At 45.5% G+C, this 23,976-nt stretch carries 22 protein-coding genes and 1 pseudogene; 7 read left to right on the forward strand and 16 right to left on the reverse strand.

Annotation, left to right across the window (positions count from 1 at the left end):
- From EV690_RS02500 to pgi, 3 genes are all read right to left on the reverse strand, one after another.
- Positions 1-300: contractile injection system protein, VgrG/Pvc8 family (locus EV690_RS02500; RefSeq protein WP_267901904.1), on the reverse strand; the 300-nt coding region annotated here is incomplete at its 3' end.
- Positions 301-474: 174 nt separating this feature from the next.
- Positions 475-993: an Hcp family type VI secretion system effector gene (locus EV690_RS02505; protein ID WP_131911373.1), complete on the reverse strand. Its 519-nt coding sequence runs from the start codon at positions 991-993 to the stop codon at positions 475-477.
- Positions 994-1,324: 331 nt separating this feature from the next.
- Positions 1,325-2,977, reverse strand: a complete 1,653-nt coding sequence (gene pgi / locus EV690_RS02510) for a glucose-6-phosphate isomerase (RefSeq protein WP_131911374.1) — start codon at positions 2,975-2,977, stop codon at positions 1,325-1,327.
- Between the two features lie 291 nt (positions 2,978-3,268).
- Here pgi and EV690_RS02515 point away from each other — a divergent pair, with 291 nt between their 5' ends.
- The 3 genes from EV690_RS02515 (at position 3,269) to EV690_RS02525 (ending at position 5,252) form a co-directional block, all read left to right on the forward strand.
- Entirely contained in the window at positions 3,269-3,535 is a 267-nt protein-coding gene (locus tag EV690_RS02515) for a YihD family protein (protein WP_131911420.1), read from the forward strand.
- Positions 3,536-3,593: 58 nt separating this feature from the next.
- Complete coding sequence (locus EV690_RS02520) at positions 3,594-4,562, forward strand: serine/threonine protein kinase (protein ID WP_131911375.1); 969 nt, start codon at positions 3,594-3,596, stop codon at positions 4,560-4,562.
- 87 nt (positions 4,563-4,649) lie between these two features.
- Complete coding sequence (locus tag EV690_RS02525; protein WP_131911376.1) at positions 4,650-5,252, forward strand: thiol:disulfide interchange protein DsbA/DsbL; 603 nt, start codon at positions 4,650-4,652, stop codon at positions 5,250-5,252.
- A 327-nt stretch (positions 5,253-5,579) separates the two neighbouring features.
- Here the strand turns inward: EV690_RS02525 and EV690_RS02530 are convergent, their stop codons facing one another.
- The 5 genes from EV690_RS02530 to gmk all read right to left on the reverse strand — a co-directional run bounded on the left by EV690_RS02530 (position 5,580) and on the right by gmk (position 11,819).
- Positions 5,580-6,419 carry an alpha/beta hydrolase gene (locus EV690_RS02530; RefSeq protein ID WP_131911377.1) on the reverse strand — a complete coding sequence of 280 codons (840 nt, stop codon included), beginning with the start codon at positions 6,417-6,419 and terminating at the stop codon, positions 5,580-5,582.
- Between the two features lie 123 nt (positions 6,420-6,542).
- Positions 6,543-8,555 (reverse strand): methyl-accepting chemotaxis protein, encoded by a 2,013-nt coding sequence (locus EV690_RS02535; protein WP_131911378.1) that lies wholly within the window; start codon positions 8,553-8,555, stop codon positions 6,543-6,545.
- Between the two features lie 94 nt (positions 8,556-8,649).
- A complete protein-coding gene (gene spoT, locus EV690_RS02540) occupies positions 8,650-10,761 on the reverse strand; it encodes a bifunctional GTP diphosphokinase/guanosine-3',5'-bis pyrophosphate 3'-pyrophosphohydrolase (RefSeq protein WP_131911379.1) in 2,112 nt (703 codons plus the stop codon).
- Between the two features lie 109 nt (positions 10,762-10,870).
- The gene (gene rpoZ / locus EV690_RS02545; protein ID WP_131911380.1) at positions 10,871-11,146 is read right to left on the reverse strand and encodes a DNA-directed RNA polymerase subunit omega; all 276 of its coding nucleotides are present in this window, start codon (positions 11,144-11,146) and stop codon (positions 10,871-10,873) included.
- Positions 11,147-11,180: 34 nt separating this feature from the next.
- On the reverse strand, positions 11,181-11,819 hold the full coding sequence (gene gmk, locus EV690_RS02550) for a guanylate kinase (RefSeq protein WP_165872636.1): 639 nt from the start codon (positions 11,817-11,819) through the stop codon (positions 11,181-11,183).
- A gap of 220 nt (positions 11,820-12,039) precedes the next feature.
- On the opposite strand from gmk, the gene grxB reads away from it, so the two are divergent.
- Entirely contained in the window at positions 12,040-12,687 is a 648-nt protein-coding gene (grxB, locus tag EV690_RS02555; protein WP_131911382.1) for a glutaredoxin 2, read from the forward strand.
- 113 nt (positions 12,688-12,800) lie between these two features.
- Positions 12,801-13,265 (forward strand): Dps family protein, encoded by a 465-nt coding sequence (locus EV690_RS02560; RefSeq protein WP_131911383.1) that lies wholly within the window; start codon positions 12,801-12,803, stop codon positions 13,263-13,265.
- A 296-nt stretch (positions 13,266-13,561) separates the two neighbouring features.
- On the opposite strand, the gene choV is transcribed toward EV690_RS02560, so the two are convergent.
- The 7 genes and pseudogenes from choV to EV690_RS02595 all read right to left on the reverse strand — a co-directional run.
- Entirely contained in the window at positions 13,562-14,758 is a 1,197-nt protein-coding gene (gene choV, locus EV690_RS02565) for a choline ABC transporter ATP-binding protein (RefSeq protein ID WP_131911384.1), read from the reverse strand.
- A complete protein-coding gene (choW, locus tag EV690_RS02570; RefSeq protein WP_131911385.1) occupies positions 14,758-15,603 on the reverse strand; it encodes a choline ABC transporter permease subunit in 846 nt (281 codons plus the stop codon). Before choW ends, choV begins: the two co-directional genes overlap by 1 nt.
- Before the next feature lie 36 nt (positions 15,604-15,639).
- Positions 15,640-16,596 carry a choline ABC transporter substrate-binding protein gene (locus EV690_RS02575; RefSeq protein ID WP_131911386.1) on the reverse strand — a complete coding sequence of 319 codons (957 nt, stop codon included), beginning with the start codon at positions 16,594-16,596 and terminating at the stop codon, positions 15,640-15,642.
- A gap of 87 nt (positions 16,597-16,683) precedes the next feature.
- Positions 16,684-18,381, reverse strand: coding sequence for a choline dehydrogenase (betA, locus tag EV690_RS02580; RefSeq protein WP_131911387.1), 1,698 nt, complete (start codon positions 18,379-18,381; stop codon positions 16,684-16,686).
- Between the two features lie 31 nt (positions 18,382-18,412).
- A complete protein-coding gene (gene betB / locus EV690_RS02585; protein ID WP_131911421.1) occupies positions 18,413-19,873 on the reverse strand; it encodes a betaine-aldehyde dehydrogenase in 1,461 nt (486 codons plus the stop codon).
- Between the two features lie 35 nt (positions 19,874-19,908).
- Positions 19,909-20,505, reverse strand: coding sequence for a transcriptional regulator BetI (gene betI, locus EV690_RS02590; RefSeq protein WP_131911388.1), 597 nt, complete (start codon positions 20,503-20,505; stop codon positions 19,909-19,911).
- A gap of 231 nt (positions 20,506-20,736) precedes the next feature.
- Positions 20,737-20,984, reverse strand: a pseudogene (locus EV690_RS02595) (choline dehydrogenase); the annotation flags it as partial.
- Between the two features lie 356 nt (positions 20,985-21,340).
- Between EV690_RS02595 and EV690_RS02605 the strand changes: the two are divergent.
- Both EV690_RS02605 and EV690_RS02610 read left to right on the forward strand, forming a co-directional pair.
- On the forward strand, positions 21,341-21,910 hold the full coding sequence (locus tag EV690_RS02605; protein WP_131911389.1) for a LemA family protein: 570 nt from the start codon (positions 21,341-21,343) through the stop codon (positions 21,908-21,910).
- A 23-nt stretch (positions 21,911-21,933) separates the two neighbouring features.
- Positions 21,934-22,689 (forward strand): E3 ubiquitin ligase family protein, encoded by a 756-nt coding sequence (locus EV690_RS02610; RefSeq protein WP_224055031.1) that lies wholly within the window; start codon positions 21,934-21,936, stop codon positions 22,687-22,689.
- A gap of 134 nt (positions 22,690-22,823) precedes the next feature.
- Here the strand turns inward: EV690_RS02610 and EV690_RS02615 are convergent, their stop codons facing one another.
- Complete coding sequence (locus tag EV690_RS02615; protein ID WP_131911391.1) at positions 22,824-23,945, reverse strand: mechanosensitive ion channel family protein; 1,122 nt, start codon at positions 23,943-23,945, stop codon at positions 22,824-22,826.
- Positions 23,946-23,976: the final 31 nt, after the last annotated feature.

Below are 23,976 nucleotides of genomic sequence, written 5' to 3' on the forward strand. Positions count from 1 at the left end.
GAGGGCCGGCACCAGGGTCAGGGCATAGCGGGTGTGATGAAAGCCGGTGTCGCCCCGGGTAAAGGTGCTGACGATACCCGACCAGCGCTGCTGAGCGTCGCCATCCTGCCAGACGGTGAGGGTGGCCGGCTGGTCGATGAGGGTTGCCGCATCCAGCTGGTCATTGCGGCTGGCCAGTTGCACCGTAAAGGCAAAGGGGGTGCTTAAGGCTTCCTGACCGGTAAAGGACACCACCTGCAGGCTGGGGTCGGTGAGCCCCTCAATCGTCAGGGTAAATTGTAATCCGCTGGGTTCTGCCATAATCGAACCATCCTGTGAAATGGGCATAGCTACCGCACCGCTGCTTCAGGGTAAAGCACCGGGAGAACGTGGGTATGTCGGCAATGCCATACCCGGGGCAGCTGTGTAAAACGAACACAAAACATCCGGGCTGAGCGATACCCGCTCAGCCCGGGGTTAAATCCAACGCCGCCTTTAAGCTTCCATCGGCGCGCGCCAGTCATCGGAGCCGGACGTGCCGGCAATGTCATGGGACCAGTCGATTTTGCGATAGGCCATGGAGACTTCAATGAGCTGGGTGAAATCAGATTTAGCCGGGTCCTGACAATGGGGCATCTGGGCATCGATGTTGACGATGGTGGCATCGGTCAGGGTGGTGGTGAAGAAATGTTCCTGTTTGCCTTCAACCGAGGTGCGATACCAGTTCAGGGTGACGGTGGGAAGCATTTCACCGGAGGCCAGGGCGTTGTAGAGCAATGGCACGGCTTTGTTAAGGGCCACGGTGAATTTAAACGGTTTGTGGACCCGCTGCCCTGCCGGCTGACCGGATTGCGGGTCAGTAGGGACGGTGACGACGTGTTTAAATTCCTGGACCAGCATTTCATCTTCGTGGCCCTGCACGTAGATGTTGCCGACGGAATCGGCGGTGAATGCGCCGGCGGTGATATTGCCTTGAGTTTTGCCTTCGATGGAAATATAACAAGGAGTTGGCATGGATGTAATCCTCTTGATTTGGTTTATTGATGAAACGATAAAAAAGGAATCAACATCCATGCCACTTTTTTATAAATGATAAGGTATTGTTTTTAAGCATTATTTATTTTTCGTGATGTAAGGGATAGAGCTGGTCGAGCAAGAAGTTGCCTGGAGCGAGCAAAAAGTTGCCCGGCGGGCAATTTCTTGCTCGGTCAGTTTTTAAGCAAAGGCGATCAGTGAGGGACTGTTTTGCTGATTTTTTATGTCGTTGGGTACAGCGAACACATTCTAGCGCATAAAAAAGCCTGCCGCTGGCAGGCTCTGTAGCGATGTTATCTAAATGGTGTGATTAACGCCATTTCTTGAAGGTATTGATCAAGCCATTCGTTGAGCTGTCATGGCTGGTGACAGTTGCATCATCGGCTAATTCAGGCAGAATTTTGTTGGCGAGCTGTTTACCTAGTTCAACGCCCCATTGGTCAAATGTAAAGATATTCCAAATCACCCCTTGAACGAAGATTTTATGCTCATACATTGCGATCAATGATCCTAATGACCGAGGTGTAATTTTCTGCATTAGAATCGAGTTAGTTGGGCGATTTCCTTGGAAGACTTTAAATGGAACCAACTGTTCGATTTCATCCTCTGCTTTACCCTGTGCGACAAATTCAGCACGAACCTTGTCGGCATCTTTACCAAAGGCTAGGGCTTCTGTTTGAGCAAAGAAGTTAGACAGCAGTTTTTGGTGATGATCGCCTAAAGGATTGTGGGTTTGTGCTGGGGCGATAAAGTCAGCAGGGATCAATTTAGTGCCCTGATGAATTAGCTGGTAGAAAGCATGCTGACCATTTGTACCGGCTTCCCCCCAGATGATTGGGCCCGTTTGGTAATCAACAGGATGGCCATTACGGTCAACATATTTTCCGTTTGACTCCATATCACCTTGTTGGAAATATGCCGGAAAACGGTGCATATATTGGTCATAAGGGAGTAGGGCAACGGTTTGTGTACCAAAGAAGTTGTTATACCAGATCCCTATCAATCCCAGCAGGGCGGGAAGGTTTTTCTCAATAGGTGTATTCACAAAATGTTGGTCCATTTCATGGGCACCTGCGAGCAGCTCTTCGAAGTTATCAAAACCAATGTTTAGGGCAATCGATAAACCAATGGCTGACCATGACGAATAACGACCACCGACCCAGTCCCAGAATTCGAACATATTGTCGGTATCAATCCCAAATTCGCTCACTGCTTTGGCATTCGTTGACAGTGCTGCAAAATGTTTGGCAACAAAGGCTTCATCTTTAGCACTAGCTAAGAACCAATCACGAGCGCTATGAGCGTTGGTCATGGTTTCCTGAGTGGTAAAGGTTTTTGAGGCAACTAGGAATAGCGTGGTTTCTGGGTCAAGCTTTTTCAGTGTTTCAGCTATGTGAGTACCATCAACATTTGATACAAAATAGCTTTCAATATTGGCTTTTTTATAAGGTTTGAGTGCTTCGGTGATCATCACCGGACCTAAGTCTGAACCGCCAATGCCAATGTTTACAATGCTACGGATTGCTTTACCCGTGTAGCCGGTCCATTTACCGCTGTGGATTTTTTCACAGAATGCTTTCATTTTTTCAAGAACAGCATTGACCTGCGGCATGACATCCTGACCGTCGACATAGACAGGGGTATTTGAGCGATTACGCAAAGCGGTGTGCAGTACTGCGCGGTCTTCCGTCCGGTTGATTTTTTCGCCGCTGAACATGGCTTTGGTTGCATCGGCAAGTTTGCACTGTTTGGCCAGATTAAATAATTTGTTTAGGGTTTCATCCGTAATCAGGTTTTTTGAGTAATCCAGAAGAATTTGATCATTAAAGCTGGCAGTGTATTTATCAAAACGGTTCGGGTCATTTGCAAAGAGCTCTTTAAGAGTTGTCTTTTTCATAGCTTTGAAATGTGCTTCAAGCTCTTGCCACGCTGCCGTTTGGGTAGGATTTATCTTTTCTAACATACTTTTTATCCCCAAATGATAGTGAATATCGAATGAATAAACATGATTGCTGCAATTTTTCGTAAAAAATGCGTCAGTGATAAGATCAATGTTCGTTCATCATAGAATAATTAGCTTTATGCTTCATCCGTTATCTTTGAATGCTCACCGAGTGAGCTTATTTATAACGTTGGTGCAGATAAGTTATCATACCTTAAATTAAGTGCAGCTGTTCACAGAATCGATTGCTTCACTGTGCTCTATCCCCTACACTTTGTAATGGTTATGTAACATGTATGCTAAGGAGTAATGATGCAGTGCCATCGTATAGAAGAACTCATAGAGTTGTTAACCCCTGTTTGGCTACAGCATCAGGAATTAAACTTAACAGAGATGCTCGCGCTGCTTGCTAAAGAAGCAGGTTTTACCGGTACATTGGAAGAGCTCAGTGATGATACGCTGATTTATCAGCTGAAAATGAAAGAGACCGGTGAGGGCAAAGCGATTCCTGGATTACAAAAAGATTACGAAGAAGATTTTAAATCTGCGATTTTAAAAGCCCGCGGAATTATCAAATAACACTGGCTGATGATGCGCCTGAATCTGCTATCATGGTGTTTTGCTCGGATAGGCGATTATGGCGCAATTTAATTTTTCTAACCTGACACCCGACTGCCAGCTTGATGCTTTAGAATCTGTTGGTGTCTATGCGCAAAGTGGGCTGCTGGCCCTCAATAGCTATGAAAACCGGGTTTACCAATTTCTGGCCGATGACAATAAACGTTATGTGGTGAAGTTTTATCGTCCCGAACGGCTCAGTGATGCGCAAATTCTAGAAGATCATCGATTTTGCGAGCAGCTGGTCGAAGCCGAAGTTCCAATTGTTGCGCCACTTAAGATCCAAGGGCAAACATTACTGCATTGGCAAGATGTACGTTTTGCGTTGTTCAATAGTGTTGGTGGGCGCAGTTTTGAAGTGGATAATTTAGCTCAGCTCGCGCAGGTGGGACGTTATTTAGGTCGGTTACACCAGATTGGTGCCCAAGAGCCTTTTCGGGCGCGCCCAACACTTACCCTCGATGATTTCATTGACAAGCCGCTGGCTCTTTTGCGAAGTTGGCTCCCTGATTCTATTCAAAAAGCCTTTTTTGCGATTGCTGAGCAAGTACGCGATGAAGTGTGCGCGCAATATCGGCCCACCGAGTTAATACGTTTGCATGGCGATTGTCATCCAGGCAATATTTTATGGTTGGATGGACCGAAATTGTTGGATTTAGATGATGCTCGGATGGGGCCAGCTGTTCAGGATATCTGGATGTTGTTAAATGGTGAACGCCAGGATCAGCTGATTCAATTAGATACCGTATTAGATGGTTACGAAGAGTTTGCTCATTTTCCAGATCAAGAACTGAAATGGATAGAGTGTTTGCGGGCGATGCGGATGATTCACTACATGGGGTGGCTGGCCAAGCGCTGGGAAGATGGTGCATTTCAGCGCGCATTTCCTTGGTTTAACTCTCAGCAATATTGGGAAAACCAGATTTTGGCGCTCAAAGAGCAGCTTTCGGCGCTGCGTGAAGCGCCGTTGTCGCGGGTATTGTATTAATCATTTTTGCTATCAAGCAGGCGTTGATTTGGTTTTTATTACCCCGTAAGCTAAACGACGGCCTTAAATTGAACTGGATTATTTTCAATGAAAAAACTGTTTATTCTTATTTTTGCTTTGATGTTGCCGATGGTTGCCAGTGCGCAGGCCTTCGTTGAGGGGCAGAACTACCAAGTCGTTCGTCAGCAAGCAACCGCAAAGCCGCAAGTGACTGAATTTTTCTCACTTTTTTGCCCTCATTGTTATGCCTTTGAACCGATTTTTGAAAAAATGGAAAAAAGCATGCCCGATGTCACCTTTAAACGGGTACATGTGGCCTTTTTAGGCGGCAAGATGGGCGAAGAGATGGTTCGCGCGTATGCGGTCTCTGAAGTGCTTAATGTGAGTAAAAAAATGGTACCAGCACTTTTTGATGCGATCCAAGTTCAGCATATGCCGATTACTAGTCGCAATGATATTCGCCAGATCTTTATCGATAATGGTGTTTCTGGTGAACAGTTTGATAATGCGGTGAACAGTTTTGCTGTCAATGGCTTAGTGGCACAGATGAACAAGTCGGTAGAAGATTACCAAATTCAGGGCGTTCCGACTGTCATCGTCAATGGGAAATATAAAGTGGAACCTGGCTCTGTTCGTAGTGTCGGTGAATATATTGCACTAGTGAAATATCTGGCGCATAAAAAGGATTAACTTTTTCCTCTCCTAGGGACTGTTGACCTTTGGTGGTTGAATTTTGTTCAAATTAAACGCATTTTGAACGCGGCGCCCCCGGCGTCGCTTAATGAGTTAAGCAAGCAGGGGGCAACAAAGTTCAGGATGCGTTTAAATGAACCCCAAGGGCAGTATCTGAGAGGAATTTATCCAGCGTTAAACGTTCTTTGTGGAGAATAACTACACGGCACAACGTTTGCCTTGCCTAAATCCCTCTCAGATTTCTGCAAAACTAATCACAAAAGGTCAACAGTCCCTAGAATGAAAGGGCAGGCCATAGGTCTGCCCTTTTTGCTTGTCGCAGTGTTAAATAAATTGGGTGAAGTTTAGCCAGCGTTTAGCAAGGGTTGGCCAGATCCGGACGTTGCCCGGTTCGTGAGTCGCCAGTCCAAGGCTATGTTTATGGCCAGAAAATAGATATAGCTCACTTAAGGTATTCACGCGTTGTATATGTTGCATCAGCCGAATACTTTGCTCTGCGGTGACTGCTGGGTCACCTTGCTCATGAAAGATAAATAATGGTGGCGTTTTTTCGCTGACCCACTGGGCAAGGTCGCAGGCATGTTGTTGCTCTTTGTCCGGTAGACCATTAAACATTTGTTCAGTGGATGGTTGATGAGCCAAATCGGCGTTCATGGTTGAAACAGGATAACCAAAAATTCCCCAATTAGGACGGGCATCGTACTGGACCAATTCGTTAGCTAAAGGTGGATATAGATCTGGCGCGATTGCCAGTTGTAACCCTAAGTGTCCGCCGATAGAAAATCCCATCACACCAATCGCTTGTGGATTGAGTTGCCAACGTTCAGCGTTATGGCGAACCAATCGAATCGCCTGGCGGGCATCATATTGTGGTTCAGGGTAGTGATGAGGGCTAAGTCGATAGTGAACGACAAAAGCATCAATTTGCAGAGTTTGATTGGCCCAAAGAGCAATGTCTTTCCCTTCGTTAGCCCAAGCTAATGCTCGCATACCACCGCCAGGGAAGATAATCACCGCACCATGGCTAGGGTTGTAAGGGGCAAAAAACGTTTCAAGATACGGTTGTGAGGTCGCAAAGTAGCAGCCATCTTGTGAGTATTCTGGTGAGTCATTGGATGGTTGTAGATTGGGCCAAAGCGGTATCGATTTGGCAATATCAGTCATAATTTCAATATCATGTCGTTAAACGTAAGTTCATTGTACACCCGATGATCAGAGTGTTTTAAGCTTAAAACTGACAAAGATAGCTAAGTTGCTGCTTTTGCTATTCATTGTCAGCTTCATCCGTTAGCTAAATTCACTGTTTACTTGGTGTTGCGCAAACAAATGATTCAGTAATTGTTTCTGCTGGCTATTAAGCTCAATGAACTTCAGGTGGTATTGGAAGGTGTGATTGGCCGACTGTGATTGTCCGACTAAATTGGCCTTTATATGTAGATTTTGGTTCGGATCGTTTGAGTAATTGAAGTACACCTCAATCGGCTCAGCGGCATTGAGCTGTTTAATCTCTTCGCTGGCCAGTAACTTAGCACCGCCCAGGCTGATATCTTCGGTCACCCCTTCAAAATGGATCTGACCCTGCTTCAATTCATAGTGCAGCCCCGCTTTGAGACGTGGGTAATGGCGTTTATCTTCGGCGATACGCGCCATTGAACGTTTCGCTTTACCTAAATCAAATTGTGCCAAGCTGATATTAATATCGTTTGAAATAGCAGCCAGCTGTTCGGCTATCAGTGAGGATGCATGTGATTTTTGCCGGCTTTCATCGAGGGTCTCATACAATTTCATTTGCCGGCTTTTTAGTTGACTTAACTGGTCAATTTGAGTGCGGGCCTGTTCGTCAATTTGTTGTTGGGATTGGCTGACTTGTGCGATTAACTGGCGCACCGCTTCGATACTCTCTTCAGTCAGGTTGGATTTATCCTGACTTTGGGTGACTTTATCAGCAACACTTTGCATGCTGGTCACCGCATTATTTACGCCGTCGGTTAGCTCACCAATTAAAGTTGATATTTCATTGGTTGAGCTGCCGGTCCGAGCGGCTAGTGTGCGAACCTCATCGGCGACCACGGCAAAGCCTCGCCCTTGTTCACCGGCGCGAGCGGCTTCAATCGCGGCGTTGAGTGCCAACAGGTTGGTTTGATCTGAAATATTGCGGATTGAGTCGACAATGCCATAAACGCTTTCAGCGGTGGCACTTAAGGTTTGAATGACTTCGGAGGCGCGTTGCGTTTCCTGTGCTGTGGCGTGCATCATGACAATATTATCTGAGACTGACTCACTGGCTTGCTGTGATTGTTCGGTGCACTGTTCGACAATCGATGAAGTGGTAGCAGCGATTTCACTAAATTGTTGAGAAGCCATACTCAGCTCATCGGAACTGCCGATCATTGATTTAAATTGTATTTGCTCTTCGGCATTGACTTGGCTTATCTCTGCCGATAGTGATGAGACTTGTTCCGCAGACAGATGGACTTGCGATGATGAGGTTTGCATCTGCATCAGTGTGTTTTGCAAATTGGCGCGTAATTTTTCTAGGCTTTGAGCAATGAGACCTGGCTCACTCGTACTAATGATGGTTGTTAAATCATGATTGGGTTCCAACTTGCCATCGCTAAATAACTTGCTAATTTTTATCAGCTTATCCATTGGTCGGGTAATGCTGGCAATGATCCATCCTGACATCGCAATGGCAATCACTAAGCTAATGATTGCCAGCAGTTCAACATCGATTAACATCCCATCGAGATTATCTTTGGTTGTTTGTGTGAACTGTCCAACCGCTTTATTCATCGTCACCATGGCTTGATGATTGAGCTGTAAAAAAGTATCAATTTTTTGCTCAAAATCAGGTTGGCCTTTCGCTTGACGCATCAGTTTTGCGGCTTCAAGCTGCTGTGCCCAAAGTTCTTTAACCTTGGCCAGAGTATTCAGATAAGCTTGATTGTGTGCCACATTTGGTAGTGTAAAGGGTTTCTTCAGACCCAAATCAAGGTAAGTTTGACCACCGTTTTGCAACGCCTTCAATGAGACCTCATAAAGTCGTTGGGTGTTGTCCATACCTAGGGCTTTGACGGTTTGCTGATTAGGGGAGCGACTGAGCGCGGCATAAAGTTGCTCAGCTGAGAATTTTTTTGTCAGCATCCGTTGGCGCCCTGCGATATTAATAATCTGAGCGTTGGCTTGATTATTTTGCAGCGAGATCCAAACCAGTGCAACGACCGCAAGCATGGTTAAGGTTAAAACGGTTGCAAGAATAATAAGCTTGGTGCGGATAGGAAGAACTTTCTTTACTTGCATTGCCACCTCCGATGATTACACATTTAGTATAGAGGAGGTGGAAACAACTGCCGTATTTTCTAAAAAATTAACGTCAACAGGTACCAATGCATGGTTAATTACGGTTGCGGATGACGCGCAGAACTTCAGGAATCGCCTTAATTTTACGCATAATACCCGCTAAATGGATGCGACTTTTGGTGGTGATTAATAGGTCGATGGTGTACACGCGACCTTCTTTTTCTTCGGTCACAATATTATGAATATTCGCGCCCGTTGAGGCAACCACGTTGGTCAAGTGCGCTAAAATGCCTTGATGGTTAACGACGTCGATGCGCAGCTCAGTGCGATAATCACCCATTTTATCGGCATCATCACTCCAGCGCAGAGTGATGTAACGATCTGGTTCTTTTTGATAGCCGTAAATATTACGGCATGACTCTAAGTGAACGACCAGCCCTTTGCCCGGGCTAATATGACCCACAATCGGATCGCCTGGGATCGGTTGACAGCATTTGGCATAAGTCACCATCACCCCTTCGGCACCGCGGATGGCCATTGAACCATGGCGATGCGAGTGGTTCGGCGATTCATCTTCTTCGCCCAGCAGGCGCCGAGCAATCACTTGACTCATGGCATTGCCTAAGCCAATTTCGGTTAGCAGTTCATCGAGACTATTGCATTTGGTGCCCGCTAACACTCGCTCAAAGTCACTGGTTTTAATATCGTCGATGGAATATTCACCGAGCGCGTGGTTAAGCAGTCGTTTACCCAGAGCGATGGAGTCTTGGCGTTCCTGAGTTTTTAGGAATTGGCGAATTTTGCCGCGTGCTTTACCGGTAACCACGAAGTTAAGCCAAGCCGCATTCGGGCGAGCACCAGGTGCGGTGATAATTTCAACTGTTTGACCGTTACTTAACGCTCGGCTGAGAGGATAGGGCTGGCGGTTTACGCGAGTCCCGACGCAACTATTGCCAATATCCGTGTGTACCGCATAGGCAAAATCAACCGGAGTTGCACCAGCCGCCATTTCGATAATTTTGCCTTCAGGGGTGAAGACATAAATTTCATCAGGGAACAGGTCCGTCTTAACATTTTCGATGAATTCAAAGGAGTTCCCCGCACTTTGTTGTAATTCTAACAAACTCTGCAGCCAGCGCTGAGCACGAACCTGTGCGGCACTGCCAGCGGGCTCATGGTTTTTATAAGACCAATGTGCTGCGATCCCTTTATCGGCCATTTGATCCATATGTTCGGTTCGGATCTGAATCTCAACGGGGACGCCATGAGGGCCAACTAGGGTGTTGTGTAGTGATTGATAACCGTTGGCTTTAGGGATAGCAATATAGTCTTTAAACCGGCCTGGGCGCGGTTTATATAAACTATGCATTTGTCCCAGAACACGATAGCAAGTGTCTAAGTTATCGACAATAATGCGAAACCCATAAATATCCATCACTTCGTGAAACTGCAGTTCCTTGTTGACCATCTTGGTGTAGATGCTAAACAGATGTTTTTCACGGCCCACAACTTTGCCGCGAATTCCTGCTTCTTCAAGGCGTCCGGCTATTTCATCAAGAATATTTTTTATGAGTTCTTTACGATTCCCTCGGGCATTTTTAACTGCTTCTTTTAACACTCGGTGGCGCATTGGATAGAGCGCTTCAAAACCGAGTTCTTCTAACTCGCTTTTAATCGCATTAATACCCAAACGGTTGGCGATTGGACTGTAAATTTCAAGTGTTTCACGGGCGATTCGACGCCGTTTATCTGGACGCAAAGCACCGAGAGTGCGCATATTGTGGGTGCGATCGGTTAGCTTGATCAAAATAACCCGAATATCCTGCACCATCGCCATCATCATTTTGCGAAAGTTTTCGGCCTGAGCTTCTTTTTTATCGCGAAACTTTAATTTATCGAGTTTACTGACGCCTTCGACCAAATCAGCAATGTTCTTACCAAATTGTGCTGAGAGGGTTTCGTAACTGACCTCGGTATCTTCAATGACATCGTGGAGTAATGCTGCTGATATTGTTTCATGATCCATGCGCATTTCTGCGAGGATCCGCGCAACGGCTAGCGGATGGGTGATATATGGTTCGCCGCTCGAGCGAAATTGTCCTTCGTGAGCATTGCGGGCAACAATATAAGCCTGCTTGAGCAGATTCATCTGCTCATCGTCTAAATATTGACTCGCTACTTCTTTGAGGCTTTCAAACAAATACAAGCTGTCACCCCTTGGCGCACTGCTCTAGGAATATATCATTAATAATTATTATGTAAGGTTTATAGCGCCGAGTAAACCCGGCGCAACGCATCAATTAAGGCGGGGATGCTTAATTATGTTTATCCGCGATAGCTGCAACGGCTGCCAGTTCTGCTGCTTCGCGTTCTTGACGTTCTATGCGATCCTGAGCATCCATGACACTACTATTAATTAATCCTTCTTCGATTTCACGAAGGGCGATAACGGTTGGTTTGTCGTTATCTTCAGGAACCAGAGGATCTTTACCTTCCAGTGCGATTTGACGTGCACGACGTGACGCCATAAGGACCAGATCAAAGCGGTTGCCGACTTGTTTTACCGCATCTTCAACTGTAACCCGTGCCATGTGTAACTCCGTTGTTCAAAAATAACGCAAAATGTTAATCGATCTCTGGTTCATTTACCAGCAGATCCTGAATAATTGTTTGGTATTTAAGTGCCTGAGCGCTCTGACGTAATCGATGGCACTGTAAAATAGCCTGCAGTTGGGTGACTGCATGGTCGAAATCTTCATTAATGATCAAGTAATCATACTCATCATAATGGCTCATTTCAGCTTTTGCCTGGCGCATTCTTGAGCGAATCACTTCTTGAGAGTCTTGACCGCGCATTTTGAGCCGATTTTCGAGCTCCTCGCTGCTGGGCGGTAGAATAAAGACAGAAACCGCGTCATTCATCTGTTCACGGACTTGCCTAGCCCCTTGCCAGTCAATATCTAAAAAAACATCAATCCCCTGCGTCAGTGTTTGCTCGATGGCCATTTTTGAGGTGCCATAATATTGGCCGAACACTTCAGCATACTCAAAAAAAGCATTTTGAGCGATCAATTCTTCAAATTGCTCTTTGCTGACAAAATGATAATGCGCACCACTTTCTTCCCCTGGCCGAGGGGCCCGAGTCGTGTGTGAGATAGAAACCTGTATTGGCAAATTAGGATTTCGATTGATCAGTGCATTAATCATCGATGATTTGCCTGCTCCACTTGGTGCGGAGACAATGTAAAGCGTGCCTTTTGCGATCATACCTGTCACTAATTATCGCCCATTAATAAAGGCGCCTAAGGGTAACTATTTTAGTGAATAAATGGAAGTATGAGAATAGTTTGTTACAGCATTTTCTGGAAAATTTTGTACAAGAGTATTTTCGGGCCTATTGGGGGGAGTTGATTCGGATGTAAAATCAGCCCAGAATGGTCGATGGATCATAGGCTATTTGTATCCTTAAATGTAAGGGGTCAGGATGAAGTTACATCAATATGATCATTGTCCGTTTTGCGTAAAAGCGCGCATGATCTTCGGTTTGAAAGGGATTCCGGTCACACTTAACATTCTCTTAAATGATGATGTTGATACACCCACAGCCATGATCGGTAAAAAAATGGTGCCGATTTTGGAAAAAGAAGACGGTAGCTTTATGCCTGAGAGTATGGATATTGTGCATTGGATTGACCGTCTAGATGGGCAACCTTTAATCTCTCAACGCCATAATCAAGAGCTATCAAAGTGGCTGGATGACAATCACTTCCTGGTGAATCAATTAGTGATGCCTCGTACGCCACATCTACCATTTGCTGAGTTCGCGACTGAATCTGCGCGGGCTTATTATACGAATGCTAAACAGAATATCCTCGGTGATTTTAAAGAGCTGTTGACGCAGACTGATGACTACCTAGAACGAATCAACAAAGCGCTGGTCCAACTTAATTCATGGATTGCTTGTGAGCGAGGCGTCAATGGGGAACTGTCAGAAGATGATTTTCATCTTTTCGCCACATTGCGTTCACTTTCCGGTGTGAAAGGGATTGTTTATCCAGAAAAAGTTGAAACTTATCGACAGAAAATGGCCTCGCTTTGTGATGTGCCCTTGATGGATGAATATGCGATTTAGTGGATAGGTTTAATCAATCAATTTTATAACATTAATCGTTTGGAGTTATTGCTCTTTATCATTTAAATTATAACTCATTAGCAATACATACTTGGTTCAAAAGGAGAACACTTATGAATCGCATTGGTTTAGATGAAGAAGCAGCATCACAACTTATCAAAGGCTTAGATACGCTTTTAGCAAACTATCAGCTACTCTATCAAAATGTGCGCGGCTATCATTGGAACATCCGTGGGGATAAGTTCTTTGAATTACATGAAAAATTCGAAACAACTTATACCGATATACTGACGAAAATAGACGAAGTGGCAGAACGTGTTCTCACCTTGGGTGGAACGCCATCGCATAGCTACAGTGCATATATTGAAACAAGCAGTATTAAAGAACATACCGGTGTACACGATGGCATGACTTGTGTCAGTGGTTTATTGGCGGGTTATCAGACTTTGTTGCAGTTGCAGCGCGAGTTGCTTTCTAAAGCGGCTGAAGCTAATGATGAAGGCACGGTTAGCCTGTTAAGTGACTATATCGCCAGTCAGGAAAAAGAAGTCTGGATGCTGTCTTCTTATATTGCTTAATCCAGTGATGAGATGAACGAATTGAATGAGCCGGGGTATGCCCGGCTTTTTATAATCGTTGGTCAAATGGGCCGTGGTCATCTATGGTTGATATTGCGAATTTGCCCTGTGCCATTGCCAATTGGGATAGTAATAATTTGAATTGCTCGATGAAGTAACCTATTTAGTTAGGTGAATTAAGATGTAAAAAAAATCCGATATCAGCCTCTGATATCGGATTTTAAGCTCTTAAGCGCCGTTGGAATAGTTAATTACTTCGTTGCTGTTTGAGCCCCTTAGGTAGTTGCCATTGGTTGCTAAGCACAGTGTCCAAAATGTTTGCCAAGTAAAGCATGGTAAAAATCTTGATCGCGCAAAATACCCATCATTTGACCGCCATCGCTGAGTATCACTGGTTGGCGGCTGCGATAACGTAGTTCCAATGCATCGCGCATGGTGATGGCTAAATCCGTGACGACGATTGAGTCGGGTTCAATCGCTGTAAAATCATCACGAGAGCTTTGCCAGCGAGTAATTTTTAGCGGCTTCTCTTGGCGAGTCACTTGTGCAATTGAGCCATCAAATGCCAATTTCAGGTAGGTATCTTCATACTCTTTGAGGATAACTTTTTGATCTGCTGTTTTCAGTTCGCTCAGCCGCGTCATCAATGATTGACCGCGCAAGACATTCAGTGGGTTTGTGTGGGCGACAAAGTCTTCAACATATTGGTCTTCAGGTTTAAGGACAATCGTTTCAGGTTCTCCGTACTGGATAATTTTACCTGATTCCATAATGGCAATTTTGCTACCCAATTTGAGCGCTTCATCGAGGTCATGACTGACAAAAATGATCGTTTTATTGAGTTGATGCTGCAGCTCAATCAGTTCATCTTGCAACTGTGCACGAATCAGCGGGTCTAAAGCAGAAAACGGTTCATCCATCAGCAAAATATCGCTATCCATGGCAAATGCTCGGGCCAGCCCAACACGCTGTTGCATGCCTCCAGAGAGTTCATGTGGATACTGCTGAGCCCAATCATCTAACCCCACCATTTTTAGTTGTTCATGTGCTTTTTGCTCGCGATCATGTTTATTCATGCCTTGGATTTCTAAGCCAAACGCGACATTTTCTAGCACGGTTAGCCATGGCATTAGGGCAAATTTCTGAAAGACCATGGAAACTTTATTGGTGCGAATATGACGAAGTGTTGAACGGTTGCAACTGCTAAGATCAACCATGTCGCCATCATATTCTATTTCCACTGCACCACGAGTAATGGGGTTGAGCCCGTTTACGGCACGCAACAGGCTTGATTTGCCAGAGCCTGAGAGCCCCATTAATACGCAAATTTCACCTTTGTTCACCGTTAGCGATGCATTGCTGACGGCAACAACATCGCCAGTTTTATCGATAATTTCCTGACGAGATAGGCCGTTATCAAGCAAATTAGCGCTTTTGCCGATATGGTTACCAAAGATGACATCTAGGTTTTTTATTTCTACGGCAATACTCATCAGTCCTCCTGTTCACTTGATGGATTTTTACACATACGATCAAGAATCATTGCGACGATTACAATACATAATCCAGACTCAAATCCTTGTGATATGTTGACGTTATTCAGTGCCTCCACCACGGGTTTCCCCAAGCCGTTAGCTCCCACTAACGCTGACATGACGACCATCGACAGTGACAACATAATGCATTGGGTTACCCCGGCCATAATGTTCGGCATCGCTGCTGGTAGTTCGACTTTAAATAGTAATTTCATGGGGGTGGCTCCAAAGGCTTTGCCTGCTTCGATGAGCTCTTCTGGCACCTTCCGAACGCCTAAATAAGTCAGTCGAATCGGTGATGCGATGGAGAAAATAATGGTTGAAATCAGTCCCGGTACAACGCCCAAGCCGAATAACACCAGGGTAGGGATCAGATAAACAAAGGTTGGAACAGTTTGCATGAGATCTAAAATGGGCCGTAAAACGGTGAACACCCGCGGTTTATGCGCGGCAAAAATACCAATTGGCACAGCCATGAAAACGCTGAGTATGGTTGCGATAAAGACCAAAACGAAGGTTTCAATCATCGCTTGCCAGTAACCAAGATTCAAAATTAAAGCCAGGGCCAGCAAAATGAAGATCACTAATGACCAGCGCCGATGAATAAGATAAGCAATGGCCGCGACGATGACGATCAATGCCAGTGGTGGGATCCATTCAAATAGATCAACCAGCGACATAATCGCCCATCCTAGCCCATTAGAAATGGCATCGAAAAAGGTAGCAGCATGGATACTGAGCCAATCAAATAGTACTTCCATCCAGTGGCCAAAAGGAATTTTGTGTTCGGTAATAAAATTCATGAGATTCCTCAATTGAATTTAAGCGTTAAACGCTTTTTATTGCAGACCTAATGAGGCTTTAACAGCGGGTAGACCAGGTTTGCCATCAATCGTTTTGACCCCTTTTAACCAGCCATTGAGAATTTGTGGATGCGCTTTAAGCCAAGCACGTGCTGCCTGATTTGGTTGTTGGCCTTGATTGATGATGGCGTTCATGATCTGATTTTCCATCGATAGCGAGAATTTAAGATTTTTTAGCAATTGACCTACATTCGGACAGCGTTTGACATAGCCATGAGTCACGTTGGTATAGACCTCGGCGGCACCGAAATTAGGTCCAAAGAAGGCATCGCCCCCCGAGAGGTACTTAATTTTGAAGTTAGTGTTCATAGGATGAGGCTCCCAGCCAAGGAAAACAATCCACTGTTTACGACGAATTGCTCGTTTGAGCTGAGAGAGCATACCTGCTTCACTCGATTCAATCAGATTGAATTTTTTCAGGCCAAAGGCATTTTTCTTGATCATCGAGTTAATGAGACGGTTACCACTATTTCCCGGTTCAATTCCGTAAATACGGCGATGGAATTTGCTTGCGTATTTTTTCAGGTCACTGAAGTTGTGAACTCCGGCATTGTAAACATATTCCGGTACTGCTAATGTGAATTTAGCACCAGTAAGGTTTGCGCGGATAGTATCGACCGTATTATTTTTTTGGTATTTGGCGATGTTGCTATCCATTGTTGGTGCCCAGTCCCCTAAAAATACATCAATATCGTTGTTGGCGAGTGAGCGGTAGGTGACTGGAATCGAAAGCATTTGGGTAGTGGTTTTATAACCTAAGCCTTTTAATACCACTCTGGCACTTGCAGTGGTGGTACTGATGTCAGTCCAGCCGACGTTGGAGAAACGTACGGTCTGGCAGTTCGATTGAGCATGTGCGGCAGAGGTTAGGCTGAAGGCTGCCAGAAGGGCGCCGCAAAGTTTAAGATGTCTCTTTTTTGAGATTGTCTCCATGACAAAAATCCTCTTTGATTTAAGTGATATCACTCAACCCTGTATGGGTTGAGCTGTCTGGGTGAACAGAATTTGACGAAACTATCGTCAGGGGTGAGTAAACTGAAGGTCTTGGTGAAGACGCTGGCGAGTTTGCCAGTCTGGATCGATCCAGACAGCAACGTCGGCTGGTGGAAGAAGGGATTTGCCGAGGATCATATCGGCAGCACGTTCTGCAACCATTATGGTTGGTCCGTTGAGGTTGCCATTGGGAATGGTTGGGAAAATAGATGAATCAACAACCCGTAATCCTTTGATACCGCGAACTTGGCACTGGGCATTTAAAACCGCAAATGGGTCATTGTCAGCGCCCATTTTGCAACTGCAAGAGGGGTGATAAGCGCTTTCAACGCTTTTGCGGACCCAGGCATCGATTTGTTCATCACTGTCAATATCAATCCCGGGAGCGATCTCTTCGCCCCGATAAGCGGATAATGCCTCTTGTGCTAAAATTTCTCGAGTCAGGCGAATGGTTTTGCGCCAATCTGCAATATCACGCTGGGTGGACAAATAGTTAAATTTAATGATTGGTGCGGCCGTTGGGTCGCTACTTCGAATACGCACGTAACCTCGGCTAGTGGGCTTATTTGGCCCTACATGTACCTGATATCCATGACCTTTTACAGCAGCTTTACCATCATAACGCATGGCCGCGGGTAAAAAGTGGAATTGAATATCGGGCCATTTTACACCTGCTGACGAACGAATAAAGGCACAAGACTCAAAATGGTTGGTAGCGCCGAGTCCATCACGACTCAATAACCAACGTGTTCCGATCCAAGCCATGCTTAACAGATCCAATTTACTGTTAAGTGTAATGGGTTGTAGACAGCGATGTTGAAAATATACTTCCAGGTGATCTTGTAAGTTTTCACCGACACCAGGCAGATCAAGTATGGGTTCAATCCCCGCTTGCTTTAAGTGCTCGGCCGGACCAATGCCAGAGAGTTGTAATAGCTGTGGCGAGCCGATAGCGCCGGCGCTTAAAATAACTTCACGTGTGGCAAAAGCTTTAAAAGTTTGCTTGTTGTGGCTAAATTCAATGCCTTCGGCTTGTGTGCCAGAGAGTAGTACTTTGTGTACTAAAACCTGTTTCTTGATGGTCAGATTGGCACGTTTTCGAGCGCGTTTTAGATAAGCACGAGCGGTTGATGCACGAACCCCAGCATCGACCGTCATCTGCATCGGGCCAAATCCCTCTTGCTGATAACCGTTATAGTCGTTGGTTTGAGGGTAACCCGCTTGTTTGCCAGCTTCAATAAATGCTTGATAGAGCGGGTTATAGCGCATTTCATTTCCCGCACAGGTCCCAACTGGTCCTTTGTCGCCGCGATAATGATCGCCACCATTGATCCAACTTTCGCTGCGTTTAAAATAAGGTAGGCATGACTGATAATCCCAACCTGTTGCACCGTGCTCAACCCACTGATTGAAGTCTTCAGCGTGACCACGCACATAAACCATCCCGTTAATCGATGAGCTACCGCCTAAAACTTTGCCTCGAGGACAATGTAATCGGCGGTTGTTTAAGCCTGGCTCAGGCTGCGATTCAAACTGCCAAGCATATTTGTTGGTGTTCATTGGATAAGATAGCGCAGTCGGCATTTTGATAAAAATGCTGTGGTCATTGCCGCCTGCCTCTAATAACAGAATTTGGTATTGGCCCGATTCACTAAGCCGATCCGCGAGTACACAGCCTGCTGAACCTGCTCCAACAATAATGTAATCGAACTGGGTGGTGCTCATAAATCCTCTATTCTGGTTAAAGAGCTGCTAATTAGACATATGGACTCTCAAACGTACCGAGCTCGATGTAAACACTCTTGGTTTGAGTATAGTGTTTGAGGGTTTCAATGCCGTTCTCACGGCCAACGCCTGAATGTTTATAACCACCAACAGGCATTGCTGCGGGGGAATCGCCCCAAGTATTGATCCAGCAAATACCCGCTTCTAACTGGTGGATGACCCGGTGGGCGCGGCTTAAGTCTTTGCTGAACAGTCCTGCTGCCAGACCGTATTGCGTGGCATTTGCGCGCTCAATAACTTCTTGTTCACTATCAAACGGTAAAATGGACATGACAGGGCCAAAAATTTCATCTTTGACGTTAGGCATCTCATCGGTGCAGTCGGCAAAAATAGTCGGCGCAATAAAAAAGCCATTCGCTAAAACGCCGTGCGTGACGCGCTCGCCGCCCGCAATTAAATTTGCGCCAGAGCGTTTAGCCAGCTCGATATATTCCAGTACTTTAGAAAGTTGTTTTTCACTGATTAAGGCCCCCACTTGTGTATTCGGATCGAGCGGATCACCAATCGTCAATTTAGCTGTGCGTTCCCGAAGTTGCTCGATAAATTGATTGTAGATGCCGCGCTGAACGAATACTCGAGTACCGTTGGTACATACTTCTCCTTGGGTGTAGAAGTTAGCCACCATCGCCCCGGAAACAGCGGTGTAAAGGTCGGCATCATCAAATATAATCAGCGGTGATTTACCGCCTAATTCCATGGTGACTTCCTTAAGTGTCTGAGCGGCGTCAGACATCACTTTTTTACCAGTTCCGACTTCACCCGTGAATGAAACCTTGGCAATGTCCGGATGGGCAGTGAGCATCTGGCCGACTCGGTAATCCCCCTGCACCACATTGAATACCCCATCAGGAACACCGGCTTCGCTGTATATTTCGGCCAGTTTTAACGCACTCAGGGGAGTTTCTTCAGAAGGTTTAAAGATCATTGCATTGCCAGCGGCAAGCGCTGGAGCTGATTTCCACATCGCAATCTGAATCGGATAGTTCCAGGCGCCAATTCCTGCACAGACGCCAAGGGGTTCGCGACGCGTATAAAAGAAACTGGTATTTGATAGCGGTTGTTGCTCGCCCTGCATGGCTGGCACTAAACCCGCGTAATATTCAATGACATCCGCACCTGTAATAATATCCACACAGTTGGCTTCTTGCAGTGGTTTACCGGTGTCGAGTACTTCGAGTTTAGCCAGTTCATCATTACGCTCACGTAACAGAGCAACGGCTTTTAACAAGATTCTAGAGCGCTCCTGTGGACTCATTTGGGACCAGATGGCAAAGCCTTCGAGCGCACTTTTTACCGCTTGATTGACATCGTTCTGGCTGGCTTGGTCGACTTCTGCAAGTAATTCACCTGTTGCTGGGTTGATGGTTTTAAATGTCTCGTTCGAGGTTGCGCGGTGATAACGGCCAGCGATATAAAGCTGTTGATGTCCCATCGGTGATTGCAGTGACATGATCTTTCCTTTAAAAATTAATGCACTTCGGTAAGTTCGATTTCTCGAGCCAAATAATCGCGAATAAGCTCGATGGCTTTCTCTCTCTGGATCCCTTCTGGGGCAAGAGCACCTCGTAGCCACAAGCCATCAATGAGTGCGGCAACTCCCCTGGCGACAAATTCTGCACGCTGGGTGCTTAAGACCTTTTTTAGCTCGCCGCGTAGATGTGAATGTAGCCGCCGTTCATTGACTCGCTGCAGCCGGTACAGGCTATGGTCATGCATCGACTGAGACCAAAATGCCAGCCATGTTTTGACCACTTTGCTTTCGGTTTGCTGAGGAGCAAAGTTTCCTTCAACAATCGCTTTGATTCGTTCGATGACTTGGTCGGATGGGATTTGGCGGAGCCGCTCCGTAATGCCTGTTCCTAGAGACTTTAAGACTGAGCGCATGGTGGCCTCTAGCAAGCCGTGTTTCCCACCGAAGTAATGGTTGATGATCCCTGCTGAGACGCCAGCTTTGCGACTAATTAGTGCAACACTCGCGCCGGTTAATCCCACTTCATTGATGACTTCCATCGTGGCATTTATCAGTTGTGGACGGCGGATCTCGGGCATTCCTACTTTAGGCATGTTTTTTTTAATTAATCGTTTAATTAAAAATAGGTTGGCAGAGTTTTGGTTAGATGTCAAAAGGTTGTATCTTTATTAATTTACTGGAGGTTATGTTTGTGTAGAAAGGTGAATAATTTTCATTGGTTTAATTATTTTGTACGTTTTTTCTGAGGTAAATTTAACTATAGATATAGTGGGCTAATTTTAAGTGACCAATCTGATTATGATTGGTCACCTGTATCGTTATTAGCGAATGGCAACCGGTAGGAAATGGTATTGCAGGTTCGGATAGGCAACTTGGTCATTACTACGAATAAAACCACCTGCTTCAAAGTGGTTAGTCGCAGAGGCTCCTATCCCTTTGGTTAACAACTGCCAACCGATCGCGGGTTGGTTATACCACTTAAGTGCTGGGTAACGACTGACAGGCTATTTGCAGCTTTACTGAACATATAATTCAAGATGATCTTGTAATTCTCCCCAATCCCAGGTACATCGATGCTTGGCTCGATGCCTTGCGCGACCTCGATTTGTTTAATATAAGTGCCTTCATGCGCGCCTTTGCGGACTTCGATCATGCCCCTTTTAGCGAAGCGTCTGCAGGGCTTCGCGAACCACTCCCGACCAGTTTGAAATAACTGCTGGAGTTCGCGGTCACTGGGCAGGGATTCCCCTGATTTCAAATTGCCGCAGAGTACAGCCGCTTCAACTTCTAGGTTCAAAATTTGAGTGAAAGCCCCCCGTTGCTGTCTGACTTGCATCTGTCTGGTTTTTGTATAAAAATCCTTCTTCAATATTGTTAAATAAGTCAGTTGGATTAATTGATTAGAGTGAGATAGCGATGAACCCTTCGATGGCCAGTGTAATTATTATTGCGGTACTGATTGTCATTTTTATCTTTTACGGAATTTCCATCTATAACCATTTGGTGAATCTCAAAAATAATGTTGCCCGTGCCTGGGCAAACATTGATGTATTGCTTAAGCAGCGTCATGATGAAATCCCGAAACTCGTTGAAACCTGTAAACAATATATGGGATATGAGCAGGGAACTTTCGAACAAGTGATGCAGGCTCGTTCTGGTGTTTATCAGGCGAGTGATGCGGGGGATGTGAAAGCGGTAGGCGTGGCTGAAAGTGAGCTTAGAAACGGGCTAGGGAAACTATTTGCACTGGCCGAAGCTTATCCAGACCTCCATGCTAATGACAGCTTTGCCAACCTGCAGCAGCGTATCAGCACGTTAGAATCATCTATTAGCGATCGCCGGGAGTTTTATAACGATTCGGTCAATTTGTTGAATACTCGCATTGAGCAGTTTCCTCATGTTTTGATCGCTCGCCGCTTTGGCTTTAAAAGTGCTGAAATGCTCTCCTTTTCGCAAGAGCAGACCCGCGATGTCGACCTTAAAAGTCTGTTTAATTAAGGAGCTAGAAGAGCGTGGATTCAATGTCTTCAGGTCAATGGACTGCCATCTTAGCCATGGGTAGCATTTTTTTGATCTGCTTTATAGCCTTGATTGGGATTATTCGCAGAAACTATCATCGTTATCGAATGGTAGCTGATACCGCCACATCAAAAATTCGTTCTGCACCACAAGGCTACGTGGAACTGATCGGTCAGGCTTCGGCCTGTCCGGGGCAAACTTATCAGCATGCCCCATTTTCGAACCTTGAATGTCTTTGGTTCTTTGTTGAGAAAGAGCGCAAAGAAGTAACTAAGGACGCAGATGGCAAAAAAACCGTCGAGTGGAAAACGATATTTAGCCAGCGTTCCGATGCGCCATTTCAGCTAGTGGACAGTACGGGCCATTGCTGTGTGCATCCTGCCGGGGCCGATGTAACGCCTGCGATTTTTCGTCGAGTGAACAGCACCTACGACACTATTTCGAGTCATGAAATGCTCGGGGGGCAGTCTATTGGTTATAGCCACCGTTATCGGTATAGCGAGTCGCTGATTGTGGCCGGTGATCCATTATATGCACTGGGAGAGTTTAAGACTCATGTTGATCAACGTACTGGCGAACAACGTCATGACATGCTTAAGCCGGCCTACCGTGAGCAGCCATTTGTCGTTTCTTCTAAAGGAGAGCAAAAACTGCTGAAAAGTTATCTTAAACGCATCTGGTTGTATTGCTTTGGTTTTGTTCTGTTTGCTGCAGGATTCGCTATGGTGATTTTTATTGCGACCCATCCGGGGCCGTGACTAAGAAGAATAAATTGCGTTGGCTTAGTATGAACAGCACGAAAAGGTCATGAAAGCTTTCCTTCTCGGCTGCATTGTGTGTCTCGAACATCACGTAGAAACGCTTTGGACATAATAGGACATCACTTTTCTTATCATTGCTTGTTCTGTATCCGTTCTGATGGGTGATCTGCGATACTCTGAGCAATGGTTGCCTGGTCTTCATCACTTAAGCTGGCCCTAAATTTAGGTAGGCTTTGTGGATAGTTTTGCTGAATATACTCGATCATTTTTTCGCGAACATAGCAGCGCAGGTCCCAAGCGGTTGGTGAATTTTTTGCGGTCATGAGCAGGCGGATCGTCATGATTTTATCGGTGCTGTCGGTGACCTGTAAAACTTGCGTTTGCCGGTCCCATAGTTCGGTTTCATCGAGCACTTTTTCAAAATATTCTCGAAGTGGTGCCAGCGGCATGGAATAATCAAGATATAAAAATACCGAGCCTAAAATTTGCGCACTGTTCCGCGTCCAGTTTTGAAAAGCATTTTCGGTAAAATAGGTAATGGGTAGCACAAGCCTGCGTAAATCCCAGATGCGCACCACGACATAAGTTAAATTAATCTCTTCAATCCAGCCCCATTCGTTTTCAACTACAACCGCATCGTCAATCTTAATCGGTTGGGTAAAGGCTATTTGAATACCTGCAAATAGATTAGCTAGCGATTTCTGCAGTGCAAAACCAATGATGATCCCCGCAACGCCAGCCCCAGTTAAGATGGTGGTACCAAAGCGGCGCACACTGGCAAAATTGAGCAGAATAAATGAGATCCCCAAAATGACAATAATCACCATCGCAACCTTTTTGATGTAGATGATCTGGGTGCGAATTTTTCGGGCTCGGAGATTGTCAGCCTGGGAGATATCATAGCGCAGGAACAAAATATCCTGAACCACATTTGTTAAGCGAATAGCAACGGAGCACAGTGACAAAATAATAAGGATGTTAATCGTGGTGTAAATTGCACTCATAATATTGGGGGCAATCGTGACGTAGCTGATGCCTATTTTGATCAAAAGTAGCGGAATAAATAGAAACATCGAACCACGTAGGTGATTTTCGAGGGATTTAAACAGCGGCTTATCACGCTTTTGCCAATAACGAATTAACTGGAAAATTAAGAATCTGGCTACCAAGCCAATGACCAGCGATAAGGCAACGACTAAAAGAGCTGGAACCCAAGGCGTTGCATTGAGTAATTCATTCCATTGCCAAGGCATGTGCTCTTCCTCCCATGAGATCCATATGGTT

The organism is Celerinatantimonas diazotrophica (assembly GCF_004339545.1).
GTDB classification, from domain to species: domain Bacteria; phylum Pseudomonadota; class Gammaproteobacteria; order Enterobacterales; family Celerinatantimonadaceae; genus Celerinatantimonas; species Celerinatantimonas diazotrophica.

Bases quoted from the DNA above. Each gene is read 5' to 3' on its own strand.
- EV690_RS02505 (WP_131911373.1), bottom strand. From the start codon at position 993: ATGCCAACTCCTTGTTATATTTCCATCGAAGGCAAAACTCAAGGCAAT.
- pgi (WP_131911374.1), bottom strand. From the start codon at position 2,977: ATGTTAGAAAAGATAAATCCTACCCAAACGGCAGCGTGGCAAGAGCTT.
- EV690_RS02515 (WP_131911420.1), top strand. From the start codon at position 3,269: ATGCAGTGCCATCGTATAGAAGAACTCATAGAGTTGTTAACCCCTGTT.
- EV690_RS02520 (WP_131911375.1), top strand. From the start codon at position 3,594: ATGGCGCAATTTAATTTTTCTAACCTGACACCCGACTGCCAGCTTGAT.
- EV690_RS02525 (WP_131911376.1), top strand. From the start codon at position 4,650: ATGAAAAAACTGTTTATTCTTATTTTTGCTTTGATGTTGCCGATGGTT.
- EV690_RS02530 (WP_131911377.1), bottom strand. From the start codon at position 6,419: ATGACTGATATTGCCAAATCGATACCGCTTTGGCCCAATCTACAACCA.
- EV690_RS02535 (WP_131911378.1), bottom strand. From the start codon at position 8,555: ATGCAAGTAAAGAAAGTTCTTCCTATCCGCACCAAGCTTATTATTCTT.
- rpoZ (WP_131911380.1), bottom strand. From the start codon at position 11,146: ATGGCACGGGTTACAGTTGAAGATGCGGTAAAACAAGTCGGCAACCGC.
- grxB (WP_131911382.1), top strand. From the start codon at position 12,040: ATGAAGTTACATCAATATGATCATTGTCCGTTTTGCGTAAAAGCGCGC.
- EV690_RS02560 (WP_131911383.1), top strand. From the start codon at position 12,801: ATGAATCGCATTGGTTTAGATGAAGAAGCAGCATCACAACTTATCAAA.
- choV (WP_131911384.1), bottom strand. From the start codon at position 14,758: ATGAGTATTGCCGTAGAAATAAAAAACCTAGATGTCATCTTTGGTAAC.
- choW (WP_131911385.1), bottom strand. From the start codon at position 15,603: ATGAATTTTATTACCGAACACAAAATTCCTTTTGGCCACTGGATGGAA.
- EV690_RS02575 (WP_131911386.1), bottom strand. From the start codon at position 16,596: ATGGAGACAATCTCAAAAAAGAGACATCTTAAACTTTGCGGCGCCCTT.
- betA (WP_131911387.1), bottom strand. From the start codon at position 18,381: ATGAGCACCACCCAGTTCGATTACATTATTGTTGGAGCAGGTTCAGCA.
- betB (WP_131911421.1), bottom strand. From the start codon at position 19,873: ATGGGACATCAACAGCTTTATATCGCTGGCCGTTATCACCGCGCAACC.
- betI (WP_131911388.1), bottom strand. From the start codon at position 20,505: ATGCCTAAAGTAGGAATGCCCGAGATCCGCCGTCCACAACTGATAAAT.
- EV690_RS02605 (WP_131911389.1), top strand. From the start codon at position 21,341: ATGGCCAGTGTAATTATTATTGCGGTACTGATTGTCATTTTTATCTTT.
- EV690_RS02610 (WP_224055031.1), top strand. From the start codon at position 21,934: ATGTCTTCAGGTCAATGGACTGCCATCTTAGCCATGGGTAGCATTTTT.
- EV690_RS02615 (WP_131911391.1), bottom strand. From the start codon at position 23,945: ATGCCTTGGCAATGGAATGAATTACTCAATGCAACGCCTTGGGTTCCA.